Below are 23,402 nucleotides of genomic sequence, written 5' to 3' on the forward strand. Positions count from 1 at the left end.
AGTGGCTCCTCACTTTCCCTCGAATATCGGTCGACGGTTCTCCGACCGTGCGATCTGACTTTCCGCGAAGTCCGCGCTGGACCAACACCTGTCGAACTCGAATCCGAGGCTGTCATCCCATTCGTCGGGTTCCAGCAGTGCATTGAGCGCGTGCTTGGAGTACTGCAGCGACAGCGGCGCGAAGGTCGCGATCTCACGTGCAATTTCGACCGCGTCCGCGGTGGTACCGATACTGTCGACCAAGCCGCGGTTCTGTGCTGTCTCGGCGTCGATGGTCTCGCAGGCGAGGAGGAGAGCCCGGGCCGTTCCGCCACCTCCCAATACCGAAAGCCGCCGAATCGTCCAGGGGTCGACTGCCAAGCCGTTGCGCGCGGTCGGGACAGCGTAGACAGCATTCGGAGCCGACACTCGCAGGTCACACGCGATAGCGAGTTGGGTTCCCGCGCCGATCGCCGCACCATTGACTGCCGCAATTACGGGAACTGGTGCGGTCGTAATAGTGTGGAGTGTTGCGTACAACGCGTCCCTGAATCCATCACCGTAAACGCCGCCGAGGTCTGCTCCGGCGCTGAATGCACGTCCGGCACCGGTGATTACTAACGCGCGGTGGCTGTCGGAGATGCACGCTTCGACCGATTTGCCCAACTGCTCGAGGTGAGCGATGTCGAGGGCGTTTCGCTTCTCGTCACGGTCGATAGTGATGATGGCGATCGCGTCCTGTGTCTGCACAGTGATCATCGCAGCGCCTCCCATATCCTGCCCGGAGTGATGGGCAGATGGTGGATTTCAATTCCGAGGGCATTGTGAACAGCACCGGCGAGAACGGCGTTCGGTCCTAGGGTTCCCCCTTCACCAACGCCCCGAACACCGAGCGGATTGTCCGCCGGAACCGAAATATGATCGATGATCATCTCTGGTACCTCATGGCTGGTAGGCATCAGATAGTCCATCAAGGTGCCGGTGGATAGGTTGCCGGCGTCGTCATAGACCAGGTGTTCGTACATCGTTCCGCCGATTCCCTGTGCAATCGAGCCGATGATCTGTCCCTCGACCACTTGGGGGTTAATCACGCGTCCGGCATCTTCGGTGCAGACCCATTTCAGGATTTTCAACTCACCCGTGCTGCGATCGATCTCGATGATCGCGGCCTGGGCGCCGGCTGCGAATGCGCCGCGGATGGGATCGTAGAAGCGGGTTGCCTGTAAGCCTGGTTCGATGCCTTCGGGGAGCTTGTTGGACTCGAGGTAGGCGATGCGAGCCAGTTCGGCGACGGTGGCCAACGGTTTGTCGTCTTCCGGCCCCCACACTTCCCCGTTTTCGAGGGTGAGATCGTCCTCGTCCAGGTCGTGCAGTGCAGCGGCCAGCTTCAGGATCTTGCCTTTGACGACGACACCGGTACGGTGGGCCGCGCCACCGCCGATGACGGCCTGACGGGACGAGAAGGCACCGAATCCCCACAGCGACTCGTTGGTGTCGCCGATTCGGACATTGACGTCGTCGTAAGACACCCCGACCGCGTCGGCGACAATTTGGGCGATCGTTGTCTCCGAGCCCTGGCCTTGCGTTGTCACTCCGCTCAGTACGGTGACTTTGCCGTCCGGATCGATGCGAACGGTGCAAGCATCATGGCCTGTCCGGAACGGCATCCGCGGTCCGGCTGCCGCTGCACGCCCGAGACCGGTGAGTTCGTTGTAGCAGGCGAAGCCGATGCCGATCGGATTTTCTCCGGAGTCCCGTCGGCGTTGCTGTTCGATGAGGAAGTTGTCGTACCCGAGCGCGGCGACACATTTCTCGAGGCACTCGCCGTACCAGCCGGAGTCGTCCACGAGGCGACTCGGCATCCGATACGGGATCTCCTCGGGAGTGACGAGATTCTTGCGTCGGATGTCGAGATCGGTCATGCCCAACTCGGTGGCGGCCGCGGTCAGGAGGCACTCCATGGCAAAGACGGTGGCCGGACGCGCGACCCCGCGGTAGGGGCCCGCGTAGGACGTGTTCGTGGTCACTCCCCGCGTGACGCACCTGTAGTTGTCCAGGCGGTACGGGCCGGACAACAGCCCGCCCGCCATCAGCGGCTCGATTCCTGCGGTCCATGGGTACACCGAGTACGCACCGATATTGCACGTCACGTCCGCCTCGAGGGCGAGGAGCGTGCCGTCCTTCGCAAAGCCGGCCTTCACCAGATAGCGGTGGTCGCGGGCATGCGCGGCAGCCTGAAGATGCTCTGCGCGATCCTCGACCCATTTGATCGGGTATCCACGCATTTCACGTGCCATAACGCACAGCGCCAGGTCTTCGGGGTAGAGCACAGCCTTCGTCCCGAAGCCGCCACCGACGTCGGGGGCGATGACACGGACATTGGACTCGGCGAGCCCGAGAAGTTCGGCGATCATGTTGCGCACCAGATGCGGAATCTGTGTCCCGGACCAGAAGGTGAGCTTGTCGTCGACCGGATCCCACAGTGCGACCCCGGCGCGACATTCCATCGGGTTGCCGGCGTGCCGGTTCGTCGTCAGCTCACGTTCGACGACGACGTGTGACTTGGCGAAGGCCTTGTCGACATCGCCGGCATCGAATTTGCGCTCGAGCAATATGTTGTCGGGCGCCTCGGCGTGCACCGGCACCTCGGGTGGCTTCCAAGCGATTACCGTGGCCGGGAGCTGCTCGTAGTCGATATCGATGCGTTCCATCGCATCTTCGGCCTTGTATCGGCTCTCGGCGACGACAGCGGCTACCGCCTCGCCCGCGAACCTTGCCTTCTGCCAGGCAAGGATCGGCTGTGCCGTCTCGACATACGACGGCAGCGCTGACTGCGCACGCAACGCAACGGAACGAAACGCGGGCATGCCGCCTGTGAACACTCCGTGCACGCCCGGGATTTCGGCTGCTTCGGTGGCGTCGACGGACTTGATGGTCGCGTGCCCGTATGGGCTTCGCAGGAAGGCCACGTGACGCATGCGGGGAAGCTCGAGATCCGATACGTATCGGCCATGGCCGGTGATGAGCCGGCCGTCCTCCTTCCGGCGGACGACTTTCCCGACGGCGCCGCGTCCAGGTTCTGCGGCATGCTCGTTTGTCATGGCATCGAGTACCCGCCGTTGACCGACACGACCTGCCCCGTGGTCCACGAGGACTTGGTCGAGGCGAGGAGTAAAATGGTCGGGGTGACGTCGTCCGGAACGCCGAACCGGCGCAGGGGGTAGGCCGACAGGATGCGCTTGAGTTTTGCATCGTCGGCGTTACCTGTGTGCTCGTTCAGACTTCCGGTTTGCACGAGTGCGATCGATACGGCGTTGGCGCGGATCTTGTAGCGTGCCAGCTCCTTGGCCAGTGACTTCGTCAGTCCGACGGTCGTTGCCCGGGTTGTCGCGGTCACCAGTAGTCGGGACTCTCCAACGCGACCCGAGTCTCCCATCAGGTTGATGATGGAGCCCTCCACTTTGCAGTCGACCATCTGCTTGGCGACCGCTTGAGTGACCCGCAGGGTACCGGCGACCGTGATTTCGATCTGCGGTGCCCAGTCTTCTTCGGTGGTCTCAAGGAAGGGCTTGCTCTGAGTAACGGCGGAATTGTTGACCAGGATGTCGATCGGCCCCAGTTCCGCCTTCACCGCATCTACCGCGGATTGGACGGCCGCGCCATCGGCGAGATCCGCGCCAACGGCGATCGCCCGGACGCCGAGGGCAGAAGCTTCCTTAGCTGCCTCTTCGGCCCCTTGCGCGGACGAGTTGTAGTGGAAGGCGACGTTTGCTCCTTCTCCGGCAAAAGCCATGCCGATCGCGCGGCCCAGCCCCTTGCCGGCGCCGGTCACGAGCACCGTCTTCTCGTTGAGGTCGAGGTTCATCGGTTCTCCTTGTTGTAAGTCCAGGTTGTGGTGTCGTTGTCGGTTACGAGATGGCCGCCTCGCATGCCCGGGAAATGCGCGGCGAGGATTGTTGTATCGGTGTCGGCGAATTCGGCGACGAACTCGGACCGGACCAGAGCCGCCGCGACCGGATCGAAGTCGAAGGCGAAGTGCCAGTGCGGCTCGACAAGTTCGATCGGGGTGTGAGCGAGGTCGCCGATCAACGCGGCGCTGGCGTTCTCACTCGAGACGATGAATGTCGTCGAGCCGGGACTGTGGCCGGGGGTGTGCCGTGCATCGAAACCGGGGGCGAGTGTTTCGTCGCCGGCGAAGAGTTCGAGTCGGCTCTCGAGTGGCTTGAGTTTGCGCACAGCACCGGGCTCTGCTGACGGGCTTTCCACGAAGTGGTCCCAGTCGAGCTTGTGGACGCGGTACGTGGCGTTCTCGAAAACGACGGCACCCTTCTTGGTCGCCCAGCCGACGTGGTCGAAGTGCAGGTGGGTGAAGATGACGTCGGTGATATCGGACGGTTCCAGTCCCTGCAACCGCAGGGACTCGAGAAACTGACCACCCCGGTATTTTCCGTTGTCGATGGTGCCCACACCCGCATCGACGAGGATGTTTCGGTCCCCGAGCCGCACCAGGTATCCGCCGACTGCGAGTTCCAGGTTGCCCTGAGAGTCGAGCAGGTCCTCGTGCTCAGCCCAGGCGTCGACCGTCGACTCGGCGCGGAAAAGCACATCGCGAGGGTTCTCGACGCCACTTCCGTCGAGGAGTGGAACAACGATCCCGGAGCCGACCTTCATCGTGTCGCCTCACCGTCACCATTGAACGGCTGGAGGGCTCGCGCGAAGTCGCTCCCGCCACTGCGCTCGTCCCGACTCGCGGAGGGAGCCGGGAAGACGAGGTTGATCACCAGGGGAACACCCGAACTGATCCCGGTGTATCCGCCGGAATGGGCGGACTGGCCCGTGTAGCGAGCACCTGCCCCGCGTCCCCGCCGTGTGAGCGCGAAGATGAGGGCGAGCACCGCGGCCAGCGCTCCGGCTCCCGGCAGCGCGTATTTCATGACCGTGCTGCCCATGCTCCCCATGACGTCGAGCGGCTCGACATCGTCGATCGAGGTGGGTTTGGTCGGGGTCGCGGCGGTTCCATCCACGCCACTGCGCGCGATCTCCGCTTCGAGGTTCTTCACGAACTGGCCGAGAATCTTGTTCGAGACGTCGGCGATTACACCGCGGCCGAAGTTCGCAGCACGGCCGGACAGGGCCAGGTCGGTCAACACGTGAACTGCGGTGCCGCTCCCCTGCTCGGACAGGGTCGCCGTGATCGTTGCCTTGGCGTTACCTTGCCCACCGACATCCTTGCCCTCGGCCTCGATGACGGCGCGCCGGTTGGTTTGGTCCTTCTCGGCGAATCGACCTGCGCCTTTGTATTGGGCGGAGACCGGGCCCACCTTGATCTTCACAGCTCCCTCGAACGCGTCACCGTCCAGGCTGAGAACGGCTGCGCCAGGAAGGCAGGGAATGACACGGCCGAGGTCGAGGAGGACATCCCATGTCTGCGCTACGGGCAGATCGACCGTGAATGTGTTTGTTAGTTCCACAGAAACCATCCTAACTAATAATCGTTAGTAGTAACGTACGGTTGTAGGAGGCCGCTGTCAATGTCCGATCCGGCTCGGGTCAGAAGTTGTTATACATCAGCGTGCCAACCATCAGATTCGCTGTCGAACAGCGTCTTTCAGAATTCATCTGAGAGAGGATCGCCGGGCATGACAGCCGCGGCGTCCAGCCAAAGGAGGAGAATATGGTGAGCACCGCTTCAGTCGGTATCGCTCGCGGAGCTACTGTCGGCGACTTCGTTGCGCGACGGCCTACCACGACGAGGTGGTCGGACAACGACATGTACGGCCACTTGAACAACGCGGTGTACTACCAGTTGTTCGATGCCGCCATCAACGGGTGGATCATGAACGAGACCTCGATCGACCCCCTTACGGCTGAGGCACTTGGGGTGGTAGTGGAGTCGGGGTGCCAATACTTCAGTCAACTGTCTTTTCCCCAGACGTTGCTCGTGGGCCTTCGTATCAGCAAACTCGGGCGCTCGAGCGTCACCTATGACCTCGCCATTTTCCCCGAGAAGGCAGCCGATACCGATCCAATCGCTGCCCGCGGCCGGTGGGTCCACGTCTACGTCGACCGGTCGTCACGCCGACCGGTCCCCATCCCCGCGCATCTCCGGCAACTCTTTGAGACCGTTACGACCGACTAGCGCATATGTGGGTGGTGCCGCCCCCTGCGGCAGCACCACCCACATATTTCCGCTCCTGCGGTCAGGAGGTCTCGGCGCCGAGGCCCACCTGAGATCGCACCGTCAATTCCGTGAATGCGACGTCTTGCCGCGGGTCCGGCTTGCTGATCATTGCGCCGATCCAACATGCGACGAAGCCGAGCGGAATGGTCACGAGCACGGGGAAGGTCAGAGGGAAGGGTGCTTCCGCGGCTCCCCCTGGCCAGACCTGGGGGCCGAGGACGATCAGGACCACCGACGAAATAAGTCCCACGGTGATGCCGGCGACCGCGCCCCCGGTGTTGAACCGTTTCCACGCCAGGCTGAGGGCCAGGGCGGGGAAGTTCGCGCTGGCAGCGATCGAGAGCGCCAGACCAACCAACAGCGCAACGTTGATGCCGGAGCCGAGAAGGATCGTCAGCACGATCGCCACGGCTCCCACGCCGGCGGCGGCAACTCGTGCGACGATCGTGCCCTCTCGCTCGGTCGGTGTCCGCCGTTTGACCACGTTGAACCATAGGTCGTGCGAGAGTGCGCCCGAGGCCGAGAGAACCAGTCCGGCCACGACTGCGAGGATGGTTGCGAATGCAACGGCACTGACGAGTGCGATGAAGACATCTCCGCCGAAGCTCCCTTCACCACCGCCGAGATGCTGTGCCAGCAGGGGTGCCGTCAGATTCCCTCCGGCAGTGGCCTTCTCCGAACCGAGCGGGAGGATAGCGCGGGCGCCGTAGCCGATGATCGACGTCATGATGAAGAAGACTCCGATTACCCCCACTGCCCAACCCACCGATCGGCGAGCGGCACGGGCGTCCGGGACGGTGAAGAATCGAATGAGAATGTGTGGCAGGGCGGCGGTTCCGATCGCGTAGGCGACGGCCGACGACAAGGTATTCAGCGGATTCGCACTCGATCCACCAGGAGCAAGGTAGGCATCACCGTTCGGGTGGTTGTCGGCAGCGGCCTGAAAGAGGCCAATGGGATTGAAGTTGAATTTCCACAACACGCCCACGCACATCGCCCCACCGACGACGAGCAGCAGTGCCGCCTTGATGATCTGCACCCAGGTCGTGGCAAGCATTCCACCGAAAACCACGTAGACGAGCATCGCGACGCCGGTGATGATGACCGCGGGCGTGAAGCTCAGACCCGTGAGCGCGCGAATGAGAACCCCTGCCCCTACCAACTGGGCAATCAGATAGAACACCACGACGACCAAAGTTGCAGATGACGTGGCCGCGCGCACGGGGCGCTTACTGAAACGGAACGAGAGAACATCGGCGATCGTGAACTGTCCTGCGTTGCGCATCTTCTCGGCGAAGAGCAGCAGAATCAGCAGGAAGGAGAAGATCGCCGCAGTTGCAAGGACCCAGCCGTCGAACCCGGTCAGAAAGATCAGACCGGTGAAGCCCAGGAAGGTCGCGGCGGACATGAGATCGCCGGAAATGGCGAATCCATTCTGCACCCCCGTCACCGATCGCCCCGCGGCATAGAAGTCGGACTGAGTGCTCGTGCGCCGCGACGCCCAGAAGGTGACCGCGACCGTGATGAGCAAGACAGCGGCGAAGAACAGCAATCTTGTGACATTCATGTTGAGTGTCAGTCCTTTCCGGACGAAATCGCCTCGAGCGCACTCGCCTCGAGCGGTGCAAACGTACGGGTGGAGGTCCGCAAGTAGGCGGCGGTCACAATCCACACCATGCCGAACTGCGACAGGCCGAGGACGTAGGCGACGGTCAGGCCCGGCGCGATGAACGTGCCCATGAAGGAGTGGGCATATGCGGTCAGCAGGATAAAGGTTCCAAACCACACCGCCGAGGCGATGAGGGCGTTGCGCACGAACACTGACCTACGCCTGACCAGTTCACCGAAAGCCTGCGAAGCGGCGACCGCTTGGACCTCGGAAGATATGGGTGTCGGCGTCGCAGTGGGGGGATCTTCGACGGTCATCAGCTTCTCTCTCACGGGGGACTTGTCACCAGATAAACTAACTAAAATAAGTTAGTATCTTTTTGTGACCCTCTCACGTCAAGTCCGTTTGCCGGCCGCGACGGTCAGGCCGGTCCTGGACGAGGAGTTCGAACTCGTCGAACAGGTGCTGGCCGCCGACGAACGCTGCCTCGCCGCGCTCGCCGCCCGCGGACTCGACGTCGCCGACGTCCGGGTCGCTCCCCTCTCGGCCGGTGTCCTCGACTACCCCGGCGAGACGGGCACGCGGATCCTCCGGGGGCTCGCGTTCCGCCAGGACCACCCGAAGGATCACGCCTGGGCCCACCCGATCGACGGGCTCGTCGGATTCGTCGACGTCATGAACCGGACCGTCACCGACGTTCTCGACCTCGCGCCGTCCCGATCCCCGAGGAGTCGAACAACTTCGACGACCTCGCCGCCACCGGCCCCTGCGCACCACCCAGAAGCCCATCGAGATCACCCAGCCCGAGGGACCCAGCTTCGTCGTCGACGGCAACCGCGGCGACCGGGAGAAGTGGTCGTTCCGCGTCGGCTTCGACGCCCGCGAGGGTTGGTCGGACCCGAGCCCATGAACAGTTCGGTTCCGATCGCGCCGCCGATGGCGATGAGCTGGATATATGTCGGTTTGATAGGGCGCGTGACAAGTGCTGGGGTTCGTTGTCGACCATGTTGTCGTCGACAACGCCCGTCGGCGGAGGGATCGAAAGTGCCACAAATGTCTCCTTTGATGAGCGGCTGTAGGGCCCGCGGTGAACGCCGTCCGGCTCCGGGTAGCGGTATTGACGACAAGGTCGCCGGTATCCGCATTTGTCTCGCCGCCCAATAAAGGGATCAGGCCCAAGGAAATTCGTGTTGAGCGTCCGTTTCCGAACGGAATCGCATCGACTGCAACCGTTCTCAGGCTGTGCAATCAACGCAGATGGTGTCGGTCACGATCCCCCACACCGAAGCTAACTATTATGAGTTAGTATCGTCAGGTGACCGCCCTCACGTCAAGCCCGTCGCGATCCGACCTGCTCGGCGACCACCTTCGGGATGGCCGTGATGAAGTCACGCCCGGCGGACGACGCGCGAGCCCATTGACCCGCGCTGACATCGTCGATGCGGCGTTGACCCATTTCGCCGACCGCGGTTTCCACGGCACCTCGCTGAAAGACGTCGCCCACTCGCTGCACATCCGTCCCCCGAGTCTCTATCACCACATAGAGTCGAAGGCCTCGCTTCTGGCCGAGATCGTGCTGACCACGCTCGATCATGTCGCGGACGACTTCGAGACTGCAGTTGCAGACACGGAGGATCCAATAGACAAGATTCGGCGCGCCGTAGCTGCCTACGCCCGGCGCCACGCCACACACCCCCGTGAGACACGGGTGGTCAATCAGGAATCCAGACACCTCGAGCCGGGCGACTACGCAGTCGCACGTCTCGCGAGACAGGACCACGAACATCGCTTCCGCAGCATCATCAGTCACGGCGTGGCCACAGGCGCCTTCGATGTCGACTGCCCCAGGCTTGCCTCGTTCGCCATTCGCGAGATGTGCGTGTCGATCGCCCGGTGGTTCCGCCCAGATGGCGAGCTCACCCCCTCGGATGTTGCCGACCTGTACAGCCGCCAGGCCGTCGCTCTTTTGCGCGTTCCCCGGTAGAGGATGCGGCTGCCCCCTTTTGCTATAACGCGATCTGGAATACGCTAACTAACAATAATTAGCCCACTATCGGAGGAATCGTGCTTCACACCGATGTGATCGTCCCCGTACCCCAGCTGTTGGCCAAACATGCTCAGGAACGGCCGGAGAAGGCCGCATTCCGTGACGGGAACCGTACGGTGACGTTCGCCGAACTCGACACACGCACATTCCGGCTTGCCGGCCATCTCCTCGACGAAGGCCTCGAAACCGGGGACCGATTGCTGATGTACCTCGACAACTGCGTGGAAGTCGTGGAGGGCTATCTCGCCGCGCCTCGCGCGGGCACCGTGACAGTCTGCGCGAACCCCAGCGGAACTGCACCCGAGTTCGCCCACATTCTGCGTGACTCGGGGGCCGTTGCCGTTCTCACCGATGCCGCGCGGGTCAACACCGTATTGGAACTGATGGAGCAGTCGACGACCGTGAAGCTGGTCATCGTCGCTGGCGACACACCTCAGGGGCTACCGGCCAGCAGCCGTGCACGAGTGGTTCACTACGACGACCTCATCGATTCCGCACCGCGCACCGGCGCACCGGACAGCGCGGAACTCGATACGTGGTGCTGGATGCTCTACACCTCCGGCACCACGGGGCGGCCGAAAGGGGTCCACCTCACCCAACGCAGCTGCCTGTGGGTAGTAGGCGCCTGCTGGATCCCGATCGCCGGCCTTAGCGCGGATGATGTGGTGTTCTCAGCGCTGCCACTGTTTCATTCGTATGCCCTGAGCCTGTGCGTCCTCGCGGTCGTCGCCACCGGCGCGACCGAACAGATCACGCCCAAGTTCTCCCCAGGTGACACCCTGCGCATCCTCAAAGAGGAGGGGGTCACCTTCTTCCCCGGCGTTCCCACGATGTTCCGGTATCTGATGAACGCCTCGCACGATGCCACGCTCGACGCGCCCTCACTGCGGCTGTGTGTGTCCGCCGGCGCCTTGATGCCGTCCGCCCTGAACGAGTCGTTCGAACACTTCGCATCAGTGCCCCTCCTTGATGGCTACGGCATCACCGAAACATCGACGATGGTCACGATGAATTCATCCACCGGAGGTCGGGTACTCGGCTCGTGTGGTCTTCCCCTTCCCGGCCTGACCGTACGGCTGATCGATCCCGCCACAGAAACGGACGCTGCGCCTTTCGAGGAAGGCGAGATCTGGGTACAGGGTTCCAACGTCATGTTGGGATACCACAATCTCCCCGACGCCACAGCAGAGGTGCTCACGGACGGCTGGTACCACACCGGGGATCTCGCACGCCGCGACGAGAATGGATTCCTTCGCATCAGCGGTCGACTCAAGGAGCTCATCATCCGGGGTGGCGAGAATATCTACCCCTCCGAGATCGAGGACATTCTGATGGAATCCGGTGCGGTCGCCGACGCGGCAGTAGTCGCCAAGCCGCACGACGAGCTCGGCGAAGTCCCGATTGCATTCGTCGTCGCCGCAGAAGGCCACACGATCGACGAAGATGCCCTTCGCGACCGGTGCCGTGCCGCACTGTCCTATTTCAAGGTTCCGGAGGAGTTCATTACCGTAGCGGAAATTCCCCGCACCGGATCAGGAAAGATTCAACGCCACCAGCTGCACAGACCTGAACACGCGATTTGAGAGTCTGCGCCATACGCGTCAATCGGAGCCCTGTATCGATTTACAGGCCCGATCTCGTTTTTCTGGAAGGATTTTCATGAAAATTCGTGGAGCAGTCCTCGAGTCTGCGGGCCGCGAGCGGCCGTACGCCACGTCACGGCCGATCTCGATCGCCGAACTGGATCTCGATCCACCCGGACCAGGTGAGGTCTTGGTCCGCATCGAGGCTGCCGGGATATGTCATTCGGATCTGTCGGTCGTCGACGGGAACCGACCACGCCCCACTCCGATGTTGCTCGGCCACGAGGCCGCCGGCCGGATCGAGCAGGTCGGTACGGGTGTCGACTCCCTCGACGTGGGCCAGCGGGTGGTGATGGCCTTCCTCCCCCGCTGCAACGAGTGCGCCGAATGCAAGACCGATGGCAAGTTGCCCTGCCAGCCCGGCAGCGTCGCCAATAACGCCGGAACTCTCCTCACCGGCGGGATCCGGCTTCATCGAGACGGCCAGGACGTCAACCACCACCTGGGAGTCTCCGGGTTCGCCAGTCACGCCGTCGTCGATCAGCATTCGGTCGTTCCGGTCGGTGACGACGTACCTGCGGAGATCGCCGCCGTCTTGGGGTGCGCGGTCTTGACGGGCGGAGGAGCGGTCATCAACGCGGGAAAGCCCGAGCCGGGAGAGACGGTCATGGTCGTCGGTCTCGGCGGCGTCGGGATGGCAGCCCTGATCACCGCGATCTCCCTCGGCAAGGGCGAGGTGATCGGTGTTGACTCCATGCCTGAAAAATTAGATGTTGCGCGTAGAATCGGCGCCACTGCCACTTATTCACCACAAGAAGTCGCGCAGCTGGGCATACAAGCACCGGTCGTCATCGAGGCCGCCGGACACCCGCGTGCGTTCGAAACCGCGATCGCTGCGACCGCGCCAGGCGGTACAACCGTCACGGTCGGCCTGCCCGCACCGGATGCGAGATCGGAAATCTCGCCGCTGGGTCTGGTTGCAGGCGCCCGCACGGTCATCGGTAGCTACCTAGGCTCAGCAGTTCCCTCACGGGACATCCCGATTTATGCCCAACTATGGCGCGAAGGCAAACTTCCGGTCGAGACGTTGATTTCTTCTCGGATCCCTTTGTCCGACATCAATACCGCTATGGACCAACTCGCGGACGGAAAGGCCATCCGCCAAGTCATCGTCTTCGACGACAAGTGAGGAACCCTTGACCAGCACGCAAACTCTCCACGACAGCCTGCTCGACTCGATCCGGACCGGACTCTACATCGGCGGCCGATGGCGCGAGGCCTCGAATCAGAACACCTTCCCGGTCCACAACCCGGCAACCGGGGAGGTACTAACCTCGGTCGCCGACGCCACCGTGAACGATGGTGCTGACGCACTGAGCGCAGCAGCTGAAGCTCAAAAGTCCTGGGCCCGCACCTCTCCCCGCGACCGAGGAGAACTACTGCGGGCAGCTTTCGCCGCAGTAACCGCACGTGCCGACGATTTCGCACTTCTCATGACACTGGAAATGGGCAAGCCTCTCGCAGAGGCTCGCGGTGAAGTGTCCTACGGTGCGGAATTTCTGCGGTGGTTCTCCGAGGAGGCAGTCCGAATCGCCGGACGATACGCGCCCGCTCCTGACGGAAAGACTCGCCTGTTGGTGCACAAACGCCCCGTCGGGCCATGCTTGTTCATCACCCCGTGGAATTTCCCTCTGGCCATGGCTACACGCAAGATCGCGCCGGCGATCGCCGCTGGCTGCACGATGGTCGTCAAGCCCGCCACCTTGACACCACTGACCACACTGCTGTTCGCGCAAATCCTCGAAGAGGTCGGTCTCCCGGCAGGGGTGCTGAATGTCATCCCGACCTCCAAGGCCGGTTCCGTGACCGGTCCGCTCATCGCGGACCCTCGCCTGCGGAAACTGTCGTTCACCGGATCAACCGAGGTGGGACGCCAGCTCCTGAAAGCGTCCGCGGACCAGGTGCTGAGGACGTCGATGGAGCTCGGCGGCAACGCACCGTTCCTCGTGTTCGAAGACGCCGATGTCGATGCGGCCGTGGACGGAGCTTTGCTTGCGAAATTGCGGAATATGGGCGAAGCGTGCACGGCCGCGAACCGTTTCATCGTTCATCACGCGGTCGCAGAAGAGTTCGCGCGCAAGCTGTCCCAGAAGATGGCGGCGCTGACGGTCGCACCCGGCACAGACCCGGACTCCCAGATTGGCCCTTTGATTGACGAGGAATCGCGAACCAAAGTGCACGAACTCGTACTCGATGCAGTTCATACCGGCGCCTCCATCGAGACCGGCGGGAACGTGCCAGCCGGGTCGGGCTATTTCTACCCCCCGACCGTACTGACAGGTGTCGGTCCTACTGCTCGAATCCTCGACGAAGAGGTATTCGGGCCCGTGGCTCCCATCGTGACCTTCACCGAGGAGCAGGAAGCTGTAGAGCTCGCCAACAGCACCGAGTACGGTTTGGTCGCCTACGTATATACACGGGACACCGCGCGCACTCTCCGGATGAGCGAAGAGATCGAATCCGGAATGCTCGGAATCAATGTCGGTGTGGTCTCCAACCCGGCGGCCCCCTTCGGAGGTGTGAAGCAATCCGGTTTGGGCCGTGAAGGCGGAATCGAGGGTATCGAGGAGTACCTCGAAACACGCTACGTCGGTATCGCCGACCCGTACGCCTGAGTCGACGGCCGGAGCCGACAATCCACAAATCCGAGAAGTACGGATTGTCGGCTCCAACTCGGCTCGTACCATCTGTCCCCATTTCCGCGAGCTGGTGATGGTTCTGTCACACCCCGTTGCCTCGCGATTTCCAGCGTGGATGCTACGTCCCTCGCCAATACACGGAGGTGCTTGTGCGCGACATCATCGATCAGCTGGTTGCCTGGCACACCGAGGGCGTCTCCTACGCCGTGGCGACGGTAATTCGTACCTTCGACAGCGCACCCCGCCAGGCCGGCGCTGCGATGGCCGTGTCGGAGCACGGCGCCATCGTAGGAAGCGTCTCAGGTGGCTGCGTCGAATCGGCGATCGTCGAAATCGCCGGTGAAGTGATCAGCACCGGAGTCCCATCCCACGATCGGTTCGGCGTGTCCGATGACGACGCATTCGCGGTGGGTCTCACATGTGGTGGAACCATCGACGTATTCGTCGTCAAGTACACCCCCACGATGGGTCGAAGGGTTTGTAGCGCACAGGCAGCGCTCCGGAGCGGACAACCTTTCTCGCTGGGCACCATCCTCTCCGATGAGCGCTCGGAGCTACTGTTGTTCGACGGCACCGAACTGGTCGGCAGCACTGGGTCCGCACCGTCTGATCATGGCGCGACGACCCACATGGCCGGGCTTCTCGCGGCCGGCATCGATACCGTCGTTCACGTCGGCGGCCAAATGAATGGGTGCGGAAATGAGGTCGATCTGTTCGTTCACAGCTTCGCCCCACCCCCACGCATGATCGTCTTCGGCGCAATCGACTTCGCACGGGCGCTGGTGCAGGTAGGGAAACTGATGGGCTACCACGTAACCTTGTGCGACGCGCGAGCAGTGTTCGCCACGCGCGAGCGGTTCCCCGAAGCCGACGAGATCGTGGTGCAATGGCCGCATCGCTATCTCGAGAACCAGAGATTGGACAGCCGCTCCGTCCTTTGTGTTCTCACCCACGATTCCAAGTTCGACGTACCGTTACTCCTTCAAGCCCTCCGACTTCCCGTTTCCTACGTGGGGGCGATGGGATCCCGACGCACCTGCACACACCGCGAACTGGAGCTACGCAATGCCGGTCTCACCGACGCCGAACTCGGGCAACTGCACGCTCCAATTGGCCTCGATATCGGCGGCCGAACACCGATGGAGACCGCAATCTCGATTGCCGCCGAGATAGTGGCGTCTCGGGAGAATCGGTCTGGGAGTTCGTTGCGCGGCAATGACTTACCGATTCATGCGATCGGACAAACCACCGATTCGACCCTCACCGCGCCGATCCAGTAGTCGCATAGGCGACAAACAGACTACCTCTCAACGATGCCCAACCTAGCACCTTCGTCCAAACTGAACTGCTGGCCAGGGCCCTTCGCTCCCGGTATGGCATAGCGGAGTGACGCCGGTCTTCCACCTCACGGAGTTTTCAATGACACCACCCCGACTACCCCATCCGGTCAGGGATGACCGTGCCAGTCATGTCCGGTCGGCGGAGAGGTTCGTCGAGCAGTTTCAGCCGATGTGCGCTGCGCGCAGGCCGGCCGATCCGCACGGATGGGCGAGTGTCCCCGTCTCAGCACAGATCTGGGGCAGACTCTCGATGGCGCCGACCACACCGACGCGCTCCTTGGCCCGCATATTCACAGTTACGCTGGGAATGCCCACGCACTCCGCGGGCGCAGCCGAGTGTGGGGTCGTCAGGAACGGCGCTGCGCGTCCCCATCGCCCCCTCGCACGCGGTCGATGCCGTGCATAACCTCAGCCACCTCGACAGTGAGGGTCGCGCCTGCATGGTCGACGTCAGCGCGAAGTCGGGCACCAACCGAATCGCGGTAGCCACAGGGCAATTGGTCACCACACCGGAGGTGGTCGCGCTAGTCCGTGCCGACCACCTTCCCAAGGGCGACGTTCTCGCGACGGCCCGAATCGCCGGCATCTCCGGCGCCAAGAGGACCTCCGAACTGATCCCGCTCTGCCACCAGTTGGCGTTGTCTTCTGTGAAGGTGGAATTCGAGTTCACCGACACGGCGATCACGATCGAGGCGACAGCGAAAACTACGGGACCCACGGGAGTCGAAATGGAGGCGCTCTTTGCCGTCGCCGTCGCAGGCCTGACTCTGCACGATATGGTGAAGGCCGTCGATCCGGCTGCCGCCCTCGAATACGTCCGTCTCGTCGCGAAGGACGGTGGCACGAGCGGCCACTGGACGCGAGAGACTCCAGGCACGCTACACGCCGCTGATCCCGAACAGGAAACAGGCGGTCCCGCACGTGCCCCGCTCCGCGAAATGCGGAGCGGGGCATTTCCATTGCCGCTATGCGGATATCGGCCCGCTAGCAACCGTCAGTGACAGACATTTGACGGCGTAAGCCGCTGCCCGTCGAGCGGCGCTCGCTCGGGCCGGTGCAGCGATTCACCAGGTCTGTTGCTCAGTGGCTGTTGTCGTCAGCGACCGAAGATTTCGATCGAGAGGGCTGCGTCGGTGGTTCCAGGACGATCTCCGCGGCTCTGTGTCGGTTGGCGCGGCGCAGGCGGCGACGTCCCATGTGTCATCGCCCGGAAAGGATCACCTGACGTGTGGTGCGGGAGGCGATCAGTTCGGCCTACCCCGGCCCGAGGTCGCCGCCCCGACAATCTGGAGTGCGTAGTCGCTGTATTGCCGGGCAACATCCTCGGCAGTGAGCGGGCCATCTTCCCTGAACCACCGTGCCACGGATACACACATTTCACGGATCGCGAAGGACGCTACCTTGGCGGACTCAACTGAGAACACACCCTCGTCCAACCCATCGACGATTAGCTGCCGAAATCCGTGTTCATGTTGACGACGAATTCGCTGGGCCACCGATCGGTCCGGTTCATCCAAGTGCACGGTGTCCTGGTTCACAACCAGCGCTTCTCTTCGGTGCGTTGCGTGGCGGAGCGCGTAGACGGTTGTAGCGGCCCGCAGTCTTTCGATCGGCTCGTCATTTTCCGCCATGACCTGGTCGAAGTCGAGGACGACCTGGTCCAGCGTATCGAGGACGATCTGACTGAGCAGTGCTCCCTTGGAATCGATGTGGTTGTACAAACTTGGCGTGCGAATACCCAGCTTCTCGGCAATTTCCTTCAAGGAGGTTCCGTGGTAACCGCGCTGGGCAAACAAGGTCAGAGCGGCATCACGCACGTCTGCCTTCGTCACGGGAGGGACAGCGGCCGAGCGCCTATCTACATGCGTCTTCATGAGCTCACCATCTCGAATCCATTCGCTTCGCTACATACCTACAGAGCCACTTCGTGTGAAGCATCCAATAACGAATCATAGTTAGTTCCCCCGCGAGCTGCCCGCAACTAGTCGTGTCACCTTCGACACGCACGTTCCCGCCATCTCGAATGCAGGCGAACCGGCGGACCGCCAACGGCGCCGCCATTAGGTCGACGATCTTACTAGCTGCCGGTCCGGGCCGCGTCGGCCCGGACCGGAAGCACGCTATCGCCCCAGCGCGTCAAGCACTCGATGATGCACCTCGTCGACTTCCCCTACCGCGTCGATTGGGACGATCTGATCGGCATAGTGGTTGAGCAACGGCGCCGTTTCGGCCTCGTAGACCCGGAGACGATTTGCGATGACCTCCTCCATGTCGTCCGCGCGGCCACGTGCGAGCATCCTGCCGGTCAGAACATCGCCAGCAACGACGAAGGACAGAACTTTGTCGAGCTTCTCGCCGCGTGCGGCCAGGATGACCGAAAGAGCCTCCGCTTGTTCGAGGGTGCGAGGGAAGCCATCTAGCAAAAACCCCTCGGAGGAGTCGGACTCACTCAAACGGTGCTGCACCATTTGGACCGTGAGATCGCTGGGCACCAGCTCCCCTGCATCGAGATAGCTTCGGGTGCGGATCCCCAGTGCCGTGGCCTCCGCGATGTTCGCCCGGAACAGGTCGCCCGTCGAAATATGAGGCACATCTAACTTTTCCGACAAAAGCTTCGCTTGAGTACCCTTACCAGCACCAGGTGGACCAAGCAGGACGAGCTTCATTTCCACACCCTTTCGTGAAGGAACATATTCCGAACGACTCGCTTGAGGACTCGCCTCTCAACTTCGCGACAGAGCAAGGACCAGGCTTACTATCGATAGTTAGTATACCCCAGACGGGGCTGAGGGCCTCCACTCGTGGGTTCTAGGAAGCCGCCGTGAACCATCACCAGCTCCAAAGCTACGACGTTCACCGCTACAGACGGACCATTCTGCAGGCCGCCGACACGGGTGTCGATAGCGACCGCGCTTATTGAAGCGATCCAGAGCTCACGAGAAAGCACCATGCGACCAGAGGTCTCTCAAGCGCGTAGCGGAAATGTCGATTGCTGCCGGGCTGTTGCCGCAGTGGTAATCCAACATAGATCGGGCCGATGAGTGCCGGTAGGCCGAAATGCCGCTCTCTGGTCCTGCTTTTGACGCGGGACGTGGTCGCGGGCGAGCGCAGCCCCGGAACACAGCCGCGTAGGCGGTCGTAAACCTGGTCAATCAGCGGAACCTATTCGTGTTTCAGTGGACCTGCGGCCCTAGAGCGCCGCCTACCCCGTCGGCCGGGCGGAAATGCCCGATGGCCACGGCCCCAACAGAACCCCGCCAGTGGCTGGCATGGCCGCCGCCAGCTACCTGACGACCACTCTCGCTCCGCACGCGGCCGACCTCGCCGACCGCCTTCGTGAGACCGAGTCAGCGGAGCTGATGCGACCGCACCTGGTCGATAACTGCATCGCATCGCTCGAACCCGTGCACCTCTACCAGGACGTTCAATGTCAGCCGTTGCTGCAGCTGTCGTATCACGCGGTGGAACGCCGCTCGCCCGGGGATGCGACCCCGCACAACACTCTGCTGACGATCAACTGGAAAGCCATCGCGCGGCAAGCCGGCTACCGACAGAAGCTGCAGTCATTGTTGACACACTTTCGTCACCCCGCAGACGACACCCCGGCGACGGGCGGAACAGCCAACCCCTGGGCGCGAAACACTGCCCCGGTGAGCAAAGGCCACGCGGTAAGGGGCACGTGCATGGACACTCCCACAGGGCCGAATGGAAGCCAACGCCCTGGTCCGCTTCGTCCGAACGGCCGCGATCACACGGTTGCGGCCATGTCCGTTATGCGGGTCAGTGAGCTGTGTCGGCCACCCGAACACTACGGTGACGGTCTCGTCCACGCTCGCGTGGCCCACTGGAGCGGGTGATGTGTCTGTTCTGGCAGCGCCGTCCGGTCATCGCCAGCGTTGCACTGGAACTCGCCGGACCGGATTCTGAGGCGCCTCTTCACCGCGGCAGCCACCACCAATCATCTCGGCCACTGCGGTAGGGCTTCCGGTCAAGTTCACCTGGTAGGGCTGATGCTGCCCGTCCAAGTCTGTCGGTTCGTTGTTGACGACGCGTGTCTGCTCACCGCGTCAGGTTGACGACGCAGGTGTCGAGAGCCTGGACGACTTCGTCACCCGGGGAGATTTCAGGGGGCGGTGCCGGCCCGCTACCTGGCGTTTCTCATAGCCGAAGTACTCATCCATCTCCGCTCCCAGAGCGGTTTCGAGCACGTTCGCCGCGAGCCGGTTGAGCAGCCCGTTCGGTCCGACCAGTTCCACACCTTCAGCCTTGGCCTGCGCGATCAGGTGCGTCAACGGTTTCTGCCACCATGATCATGGGCCATCGCGCTGCTTCGGATGCAAGGGTCAGGGCGGCACCGGCCCGGGTGGAACCACCGAGCAGCATGCCTGTGTCAACACCATCCTCACAGCGATCCAACACTCGATCCTGCCTTCGCGCTGGCGAGAAGGAAATGCCGACATCTGGTCATTCAGGGCCGGCGAAACTTGATGGGAGCGTGGCAATCTGTTGGGCGCGCAGCGTCGAGTACACCAGGGCGGCGGCCTCCGGGGTTGCATCACCCATGAACGATTCGTGGAATATCTCGGCAGGCGGCGTCACTATGTTGTCGTGCGACGCGGCGGCCAATGTGCTGAACAATTCACCGAATTCCGACGGTACCTCGTCGAGAAGTGAGCACCCCGCGCTTGGGACGAACGCGCTCCAGAAAACGATCTGTTTTCAGCCGGGAGGCCAGACGCGGTGCGACGCCTGCAGCGACGAATCCACCCCAACTATGGGCAATCAGCGTTACACCGCTGCGGTCGGTTCGTTTCAACGTGGTCGACGAGAGAGTCGACGCAGTCGGCGAGGGGTGACGTCGCGGGGGTCGTCGTCGATACCCAGTCCTGGACTTGTCGGCGCACTTGCCCTGTGACCGGCCGCGCGCAGGCGGGCGGCGACCGGTTGCCATGACCATCCTCCGTGCCATGTGCCGTGGACAGGAACCAATTCTTCGGACACAGCCAGTGCGTGGTCCATGTTCGAACCCCTTATCGTCGTGAAATGAGGTGGATGTTGCCCCGCTGGGATGGTGGTAGCACTATTCGCGACGCTCTGAGGACCGATCTGATCCGATGCGTACGAAGATACGCGATTCGAGGATCATCGGATGCGGTTTCCTTTAAGGATTTCTTTTAGGAGGAGTTCCAAAGAATGCGCCCGAGACAATCGACCGAATGGATTCGGCCGTAACTGGTCGCGGATTCGAATATGGATTGGCGGTGGCTTTGGAGACCACCAATTCGATATTGCCACCACTCATTCCCAGGTCCTGGAGTGACGTCGAGGATCCAATCTGTTGGCTGAGCGAATAGATCAGAGCGGCGGGATCGTCCGCGCCCACCGCACGTGACAGAATGTCCCGGGCACGCGGGGCGCCATCGAGATTGTAGGACAGTACATGCGGGAGGACTATCGCGTGTACCTCCGAGTGCGGGAGGTCGAATGTGCCTCCGATTATGTGACAGAGTTTGTGGTGCAATGACATGCTCGTAGCGCCCAAGCAGGCACCCGATAGCCACGCACCGTACAGAAGCTCGGCTCTGGCTGCTTTATCTGTCGGGTTCGTAGCTACCGCTGGCAACGCTTTGGTCAGTGCTCTTGCTGCTTCACCGGCCATCATCTCGATGATTGGTGATCCGTCTGGGGCATACAGCGCTTCTGCGGCGTGTGCCAGGGCGTTGAGCCCGCTCGAGACAGACAGTGACGCCGGGAGTGTAAGGGTCAAATCGGGATCGTAGATGACGGTGCGTGGCAGCACTTTCACATCTCGCCCCGTTGTCTTGTCGCCGTGATCGGTGATCCCCCAGATTGGTGTCATCTCGGATCCGGCGTACGTCGTGGGGATGGCGAGTATGGGAAGTCCCGTTTCCAATGCGAGCGCCTTGCCCAAGCCGACAGAGGAGCCACCACCAACGACGACCGCACCGTCGATCTCATGGGTGTTTACATACTCACAGGCGGCGGCGGCGACTGACCTCGGGACGTGCATCGTCGCATGTGGATACACCGAGTGCGCTCGATGTCCGCACAGATCGGCGACCGCGTTTCCGGTTGCCTGTTGTGGTGGTGTGCAGATTACGATGACGCGAGACAGCTGGAGGCGGTCGAGCTCGGCCGGCAATTCGCTCAAGCGGCCGCTTCCAAATATCACCCGCGACGGTTGAGATGTGTGGACGAAAGCGTCGGGTGTGCTCATGCGGTAACCCGCGCGGTATCGGCGACGGTGTTGAGTACTATGTCGAACTCGATCAGGTCGAAGGGGTTTGCGACCCCGTAGTGCTGCGCCAGTGGGGCATCATCGACCTGTTGCACGGCGCGTACGAGACTTTCCTTCACTCCGAAGACGGTGTCGTCGTCGAGGTAGGGGCTGCCCTCGATGAAGAGATGTGTGGTCACCGGCGAGTAACCCTCAGCCCCGCTGATGAAGTGAATGTGGGCCGGCCGATAGGGATGGCGGTGGCTGGCGCGCAGCAGGTTTCCGACCGGACCGTCCGCCGGAATCGGATAATACTTGGGAATGATGGTGCGAAACCAGAACGCTCCCTCGTCGTCGGCGGTGAAGAGTCCACGAAGGTTGCGCTCGGGTATCAGGTCCGGCAGTTGGATGTCGTAGAACCCTGCGTCGTCTGCTTGCCACACGTCGACCACCGCGCCCGGTATCGTGGACGAGTCCACAGACCGTACTTTCCCTCTGACCACGCACCTCTTGGCGTCGCCGGCCAGAGCGATATCCGACCCCAGCTCTAGTTCGGGTGAGTCAACGACATGGAACGGACCGAGCACCGTCGATTCGGTTGCACCGACGGGTTTCCGATTGTTGATTGCGTCCACCAGCATGGAGACTCCCAGCACGTCGGACAGGAGAATGAACTCTTGCCGTATGCCGTCGCACATGTGCCCGACATCGGTTAAGAAGTCGATACCCTGCTCCCATTCATGTTGCGTCGGTTCGATTTCCCTGACGAAGTTGTGCAGGTGAACGGTCAAACTGGTCAAGACCGCTTTGAGCCGATCATCCGGTGTCTCGGAGAAGCTCCGTACAACCGCATCGGTTGCGGTGGTCTCGGAGAAGTCGGTTGCCATCGGTTGCCTTTCGTATGGGGACAGCAGGATCGACCGTCACCCTTTCAATCGCAGATGACTCGATCAGGTGACTCCATGCTGGGATGAGTCTGTTTACGCGCGATGATCAGAGCGGAACGCCCGGTGTGTCTGCACCCTCCAACCATGCTCGGCCTTCCGCGTACAGGGTGTCCGTGGCTTCACCGGTCAGCCCGGGCAGGCCTTGTTTGACGTCGAATCCGGACGCAGTCTGCAGGTATGCGAGATGCCGATAACCCACGGGGAACGATGTCAGCAGCTCCGTATCGAGTGCGACGGAAGCTGCTGGATCGACCAGATTCAGTCTGTCCGTTTCGTACACAGGCTGACGACGCACAATTTTCCAATCGTGCTCGCGCTTAGCGAAGAAGTCGTAGAACCGGCCAGTGCAGACCACATCTGCCTGGACGCCGTGCACGCTTGCCCGCTGGTTGATTGTCATCTTCGTCTGCGCAATGGCACGGTCCCCCCGAACGTCGATCGACGTGCCGCCGAGGAAGTGGAGAATGCGAACACCGTTCTCGAAGCCCTTGCGGCTCACTGCGATGAAATCCGTTGCCGATCCTTGGAACCATGTGGCGGTCATGTACCCGTCGTCGTCCCACACCGTGGCAAACCTGTCCCAATCGCCGGAATCGCGCCACACAGCCCAATTCTCGATGACATCGCGGATCGCAAGGGCACTGTCTCGATCTGACATAGCAAGACCTTTCACTTCAACTCATCTGGACGTTGTCTCGATGGTGCCGGTGTAGCGGGGGTGCGTCATAGGAACTCGTGCCACTGAGCGGTCAAGTCCGCGAAACACCGGGTCGGTTGGT

General features: G+C 62.2%; 19 protein-coding genes and 3 pseudogenes. 9 read left to right on the plus strand and 13 right to left on the minus strand.

Going from position 1 to position 23,402, the window contains the following annotated elements; translation table 11 throughout:
• Nucleotides 1–9 precede the first annotated feature (9 nt).
• Genes QM841_RS35665 through QM841_RS35685 form a run of 5 tightly spaced genes read right to left on the minus strand, consistent with a single transcriptional unit; the run spans nt 10 to nt 5,450 of the window.
• Entirely contained in the window at nt 10–738 is a 729-nt protein-coding gene (locus tag QM841_RS35665; RefSeq protein ID WP_283335599.1) for an enoyl-CoA hydratase, read from the minus strand.
• The gene (locus QM841_RS35670) at nt 735–3,080 is read right to left on the minus strand and encodes a xanthine dehydrogenase family protein molybdopterin-binding subunit (RefSeq protein WP_283335600.1); all 2,346 of its coding nucleotides are present in this window, start codon (nt 3,078–3,080) and stop codon (nt 735–737) included. Before QM841_RS35670 ends, QM841_RS35665 begins: the two co-directional genes overlap by 4 nt.
• Complete coding sequence (locus tag QM841_RS35675) at nt 3,077–3,844, minus strand: SDR family NAD(P)-dependent oxidoreductase (RefSeq protein WP_283335601.1); 768 nt, start codon at nt 3,842–3,844, stop codon at nt 3,077–3,079. Before QM841_RS35675 ends, QM841_RS35670 begins: the two co-directional genes overlap by 4 nt.
• Nucleotides 3,841–4,650: an MBL fold metallo-hydrolase gene (locus tag QM841_RS35680; protein ID WP_283335602.1), complete on the minus strand. Its 810-nt coding sequence runs from the start codon at nt 4,648–4,650 to the stop codon at nt 3,841–3,843. The genes QM841_RS35675 and QM841_RS35680 overlap by 4 nt, the downstream gene beginning before the upstream one ends.
• Nucleotides 4,647–5,450: an SRPBCC family protein gene (locus QM841_RS35685; RefSeq protein WP_283335603.1), complete on the minus strand. Its 804-nt coding sequence runs from the start codon at nt 5,448–5,450 to the stop codon at nt 4,647–4,649. Before QM841_RS35685 ends, QM841_RS35680 begins: the two co-directional genes overlap by 4 nt.
• Nucleotides 5,451–5,653: 203 nt before the next feature.
• On the opposite strand from QM841_RS35685, the gene QM841_RS35690 reads away from it, so the two are divergent.
• Complete coding sequence (locus QM841_RS35690) at nt 5,654–6,118, plus strand: acyl-CoA thioesterase (RefSeq protein WP_283335604.1); 465 nt, start codon at nt 5,654–5,656, stop codon at nt 6,116–6,118.
• Between the two features lie 61 nt (nt 6,119–6,179).
• Here the strand turns inward: QM841_RS35690 and QM841_RS35695 are convergent, their stop codons facing one another.
• The gene (locus tag QM841_RS35695; RefSeq protein ID WP_283335605.1) at nt 6,180–7,727 is read right to left on the minus strand and encodes a solute symporter family protein; all 1,548 of its coding nucleotides are present in this window, start codon (nt 7,725–7,727) and stop codon (nt 6,180–6,182) included.
• Nucleotides 7,728–7,735: 8 nt separating this feature from the next.
• A complete protein-coding gene (locus QM841_RS35700) occupies nt 7,736–8,086 on the minus strand; it encodes a DUF485 domain-containing protein (RefSeq protein WP_283335606.1) in 351 nt (116 codons plus the stop codon).
• A 109-nt stretch (nt 8,087–8,195) separates the two neighbouring features.
• Between QM841_RS35700 and QM841_RS35705 the strand changes: the two are divergent.
• The 7 genes and pseudogenes from QM841_RS35705 to moaC all read left to right on the plus strand — a co-directional run.
• Nucleotides 8,196–8,658 (plus strand): annotated as a pseudogene (locus tag QM841_RS35705) (primary-amine oxidase); the annotation flags it as partial.
• 426 nt (nt 8,659–9,084) lie between these two features.
• Complete coding sequence (locus QM841_RS35715) at nt 9,085–9,753, plus strand: TetR/AcrR family transcriptional regulator (protein WP_283335607.1); 669 nt, start codon at nt 9,085–9,087, stop codon at nt 9,751–9,753.
• A gap of 95 nt (nt 9,754–9,848) precedes the next feature.
• Nucleotides 9,849–11,399 carry a class I adenylate-forming enzyme family protein gene (locus QM841_RS35720; RefSeq protein WP_283335692.1) on the plus strand — a complete coding sequence of 517 codons (1,551 nt, stop codon included), beginning with the start codon at nt 9,849–9,851 and terminating at the stop codon, nt 11,397–11,399.
• 76 nt (nt 11,400–11,475) lie between these two features.
• Nucleotides 11,476–12,588 (plus strand): alcohol dehydrogenase catalytic domain-containing protein, encoded by a 1,113-nt coding sequence (locus QM841_RS35725; protein ID WP_283335608.1) that lies wholly within the window; start codon nt 11,476–11,478, stop codon nt 12,586–12,588.
• Nucleotides 12,589–12,595: 7 nt separating this feature from the next.
• Nucleotides 12,596–14,074, plus strand: a complete 1,479-nt coding sequence (locus QM841_RS35730; protein ID WP_283335609.1) for an NAD-dependent succinate-semialdehyde dehydrogenase — start codon at nt 12,596–12,598, stop codon at nt 14,072–14,074.
• 173 nt (nt 14,075–14,247) lie between these two features.
• A complete protein-coding gene (locus QM841_RS35735) occupies nt 14,248–15,378 on the plus strand; it encodes an XdhC family protein (RefSeq protein WP_283335610.1) in 1,131 nt (376 codons plus the stop codon).
• A 458-nt stretch (nt 15,379–15,836) separates the two neighbouring features.
• Nucleotides 15,837–16,316 (plus strand): annotated as a pseudogene (moaC, locus tag QM841_RS35740) (cyclic pyranopterin monophosphate synthase MoaC); the annotation flags it as partial.
• 366 nt (nt 16,317–16,682) lie between these two features.
• Here moaC and QM841_RS35745 read toward each other — a convergent pair.
• Together QM841_RS35745 and QM841_RS35750 are read right to left on the minus strand one after the other, a co-directional pair.
• Nucleotides 16,683–17,270, minus strand: coding sequence for a TetR/AcrR family transcriptional regulator (locus tag QM841_RS35745; RefSeq protein ID WP_283335611.1), 588 nt, complete (start codon nt 17,268–17,270; stop codon nt 16,683–16,685).
• Between the two features lie 288 nt (nt 17,271–17,558).
• A complete protein-coding gene (locus tag QM841_RS35750) occupies nt 17,559–18,104 on the minus strand; it encodes an adenylate kinase (protein ID WP_283335612.1) in 546 nt (181 codons plus the stop codon).
• A 603-nt stretch (nt 18,105–18,707) separates the two neighbouring features.
• On the opposite strand from QM841_RS35750, the gene QM841_RS35755 reads away from it, so the two are divergent.
• Nucleotides 18,708–19,295 carry a hypothetical protein gene (locus QM841_RS35755; RefSeq protein WP_283335613.1) on the plus strand — a complete coding sequence of 196 codons (588 nt, stop codon included), beginning with the start codon at nt 18,708–18,710 and terminating at the stop codon, nt 19,293–19,295.
• A 276-nt stretch (nt 19,296–19,571) separates the two neighbouring features.
• On the opposite strand, the pseudogene QM841_RS35760 reads toward QM841_RS35755, so the two are convergent.
• The 4 genes and pseudogenes from QM841_RS35760 to QM841_RS35775 all read right to left on the minus strand — a co-directional run.
• Nucleotides 19,572–19,730: pseudogene (locus QM841_RS35760) on the minus strand (IS256 family transposase); the annotation flags it as partial.
• A gap of 869 nt (nt 19,731–20,599) precedes the next feature.
• Nucleotides 20,600–21,676, minus strand: a complete 1,077-nt coding sequence (locus QM841_RS35765) for a maleylacetate reductase (protein ID WP_283335614.1) — start codon at nt 21,674–21,676, stop codon at nt 20,600–20,602.
• Nucleotides 21,673–22,563: a dioxygenase family protein gene (locus tag QM841_RS35770; protein ID WP_283335615.1), complete on the minus strand. Its 891-nt coding sequence runs from the start codon at nt 22,561–22,563 to the stop codon at nt 21,673–21,675. Before QM841_RS35770 ends, QM841_RS35765 begins: the two co-directional genes overlap by 4 nt.
• Nucleotides 22,564–22,669: 106 nt before the next feature.
• Entirely contained in the window at nt 22,670–23,281 is a 612-nt protein-coding gene (locus QM841_RS35775) for a nuclear transport factor 2 family protein (protein WP_283335616.1), read from the minus strand.
• Between the last annotated feature and the right edge of the window lie 121 nt (nt 23,282–23,402).

Origin of the sequence: Rhodococcus sp. IEGM 1307 (genome assembly GCF_030056915.1) — a bacterium.
Classification (GTDB): domain Bacteria; phylum Actinomycetota; class Actinomycetes; order Mycobacteriales; family Mycobacteriaceae; genus Rhodococcus_F; species Rhodococcus_F opacus_D.

Excerpts from the sequence above, each read along its gene's own strand:
- QM841_RS35770 (WP_283335615.1), bottom strand. The coding sequence starts at position 22,563 with ATGGCAACCGACTTCTCCGAGACCACCGCAACCGATGCGGTTGTACGG.
- QM841_RS35755 (WP_283335613.1), top strand. The coding sequence starts at position 18,708 with ATGGCCGCCGCCAGCTACCTGACGACCACTCTCGCTCCGCACGCGGCC.
- QM841_RS35670 (WP_283335600.1), bottom strand. The coding sequence starts at position 3,080 with ATGACAAACGAGCATGCCGCAGAACCTGGACGCGGCGCCGTCGGGAAA.
- QM841_RS35665 (WP_283335599.1), bottom strand. The coding sequence starts at position 738 with ATGATCACTGTGCAGACACAGGACGCGATCGCCATCATCACTATCGAC.
- QM841_RS35750 (WP_283335612.1), bottom strand. The coding sequence starts at position 18,104 with ATGAAGCTCGTCCTGCTTGGTCCACCTGGTGCTGGTAAGGGTACTCAA.
- QM841_RS35725 (WP_283335608.1), top strand. The coding sequence starts at position 11,476 with ATGAAAATTCGTGGAGCAGTCCTCGAGTCTGCGGGCCGCGAGCGGCCG.
- QM841_RS35765 (WP_283335614.1), bottom strand. The coding sequence starts at position 21,676 with ATGAGCACACCCGACGCTTTCGTCCACACATCTCAACCGTCGCGGGTG.
- QM841_RS35690 (WP_283335604.1), top strand. The coding sequence starts at position 5,654 with ATGGTGAGCACCGCTTCAGTCGGTATCGCTCGCGGAGCTACTGTCGGC.
- QM841_RS35695 (WP_283335605.1), bottom strand. The coding sequence starts at position 7,727 with ATGAATGTCACAAGATTGCTGTTCTTCGCCGCTGTCTTGCTCATCACG.
- QM841_RS35700 (WP_283335606.1), bottom strand. The coding sequence starts at position 8,086 with ATGACCGTCGAAGATCCCCCCACTGCGACGCCGACACCCATATCTTCC.
- QM841_RS35680 (WP_283335602.1), bottom strand. The coding sequence starts at position 4,650 with ATGAAGGTCGGCTCCGGGATCGTTGTTCCACTCCTCGACGGAAGTGGC.
- QM841_RS35675 (WP_283335601.1), bottom strand. The coding sequence starts at position 3,844 with ATGAACCTCGACCTCAACGAGAAGACGGTGCTCGTGACCGGCGCCGGC.
- QM841_RS35775 (WP_283335616.1), bottom strand. The coding sequence starts at position 23,281 with ATGTCAGATCGAGACAGTGCCCTTGCGATCCGCGATGTCATCGAGAAT.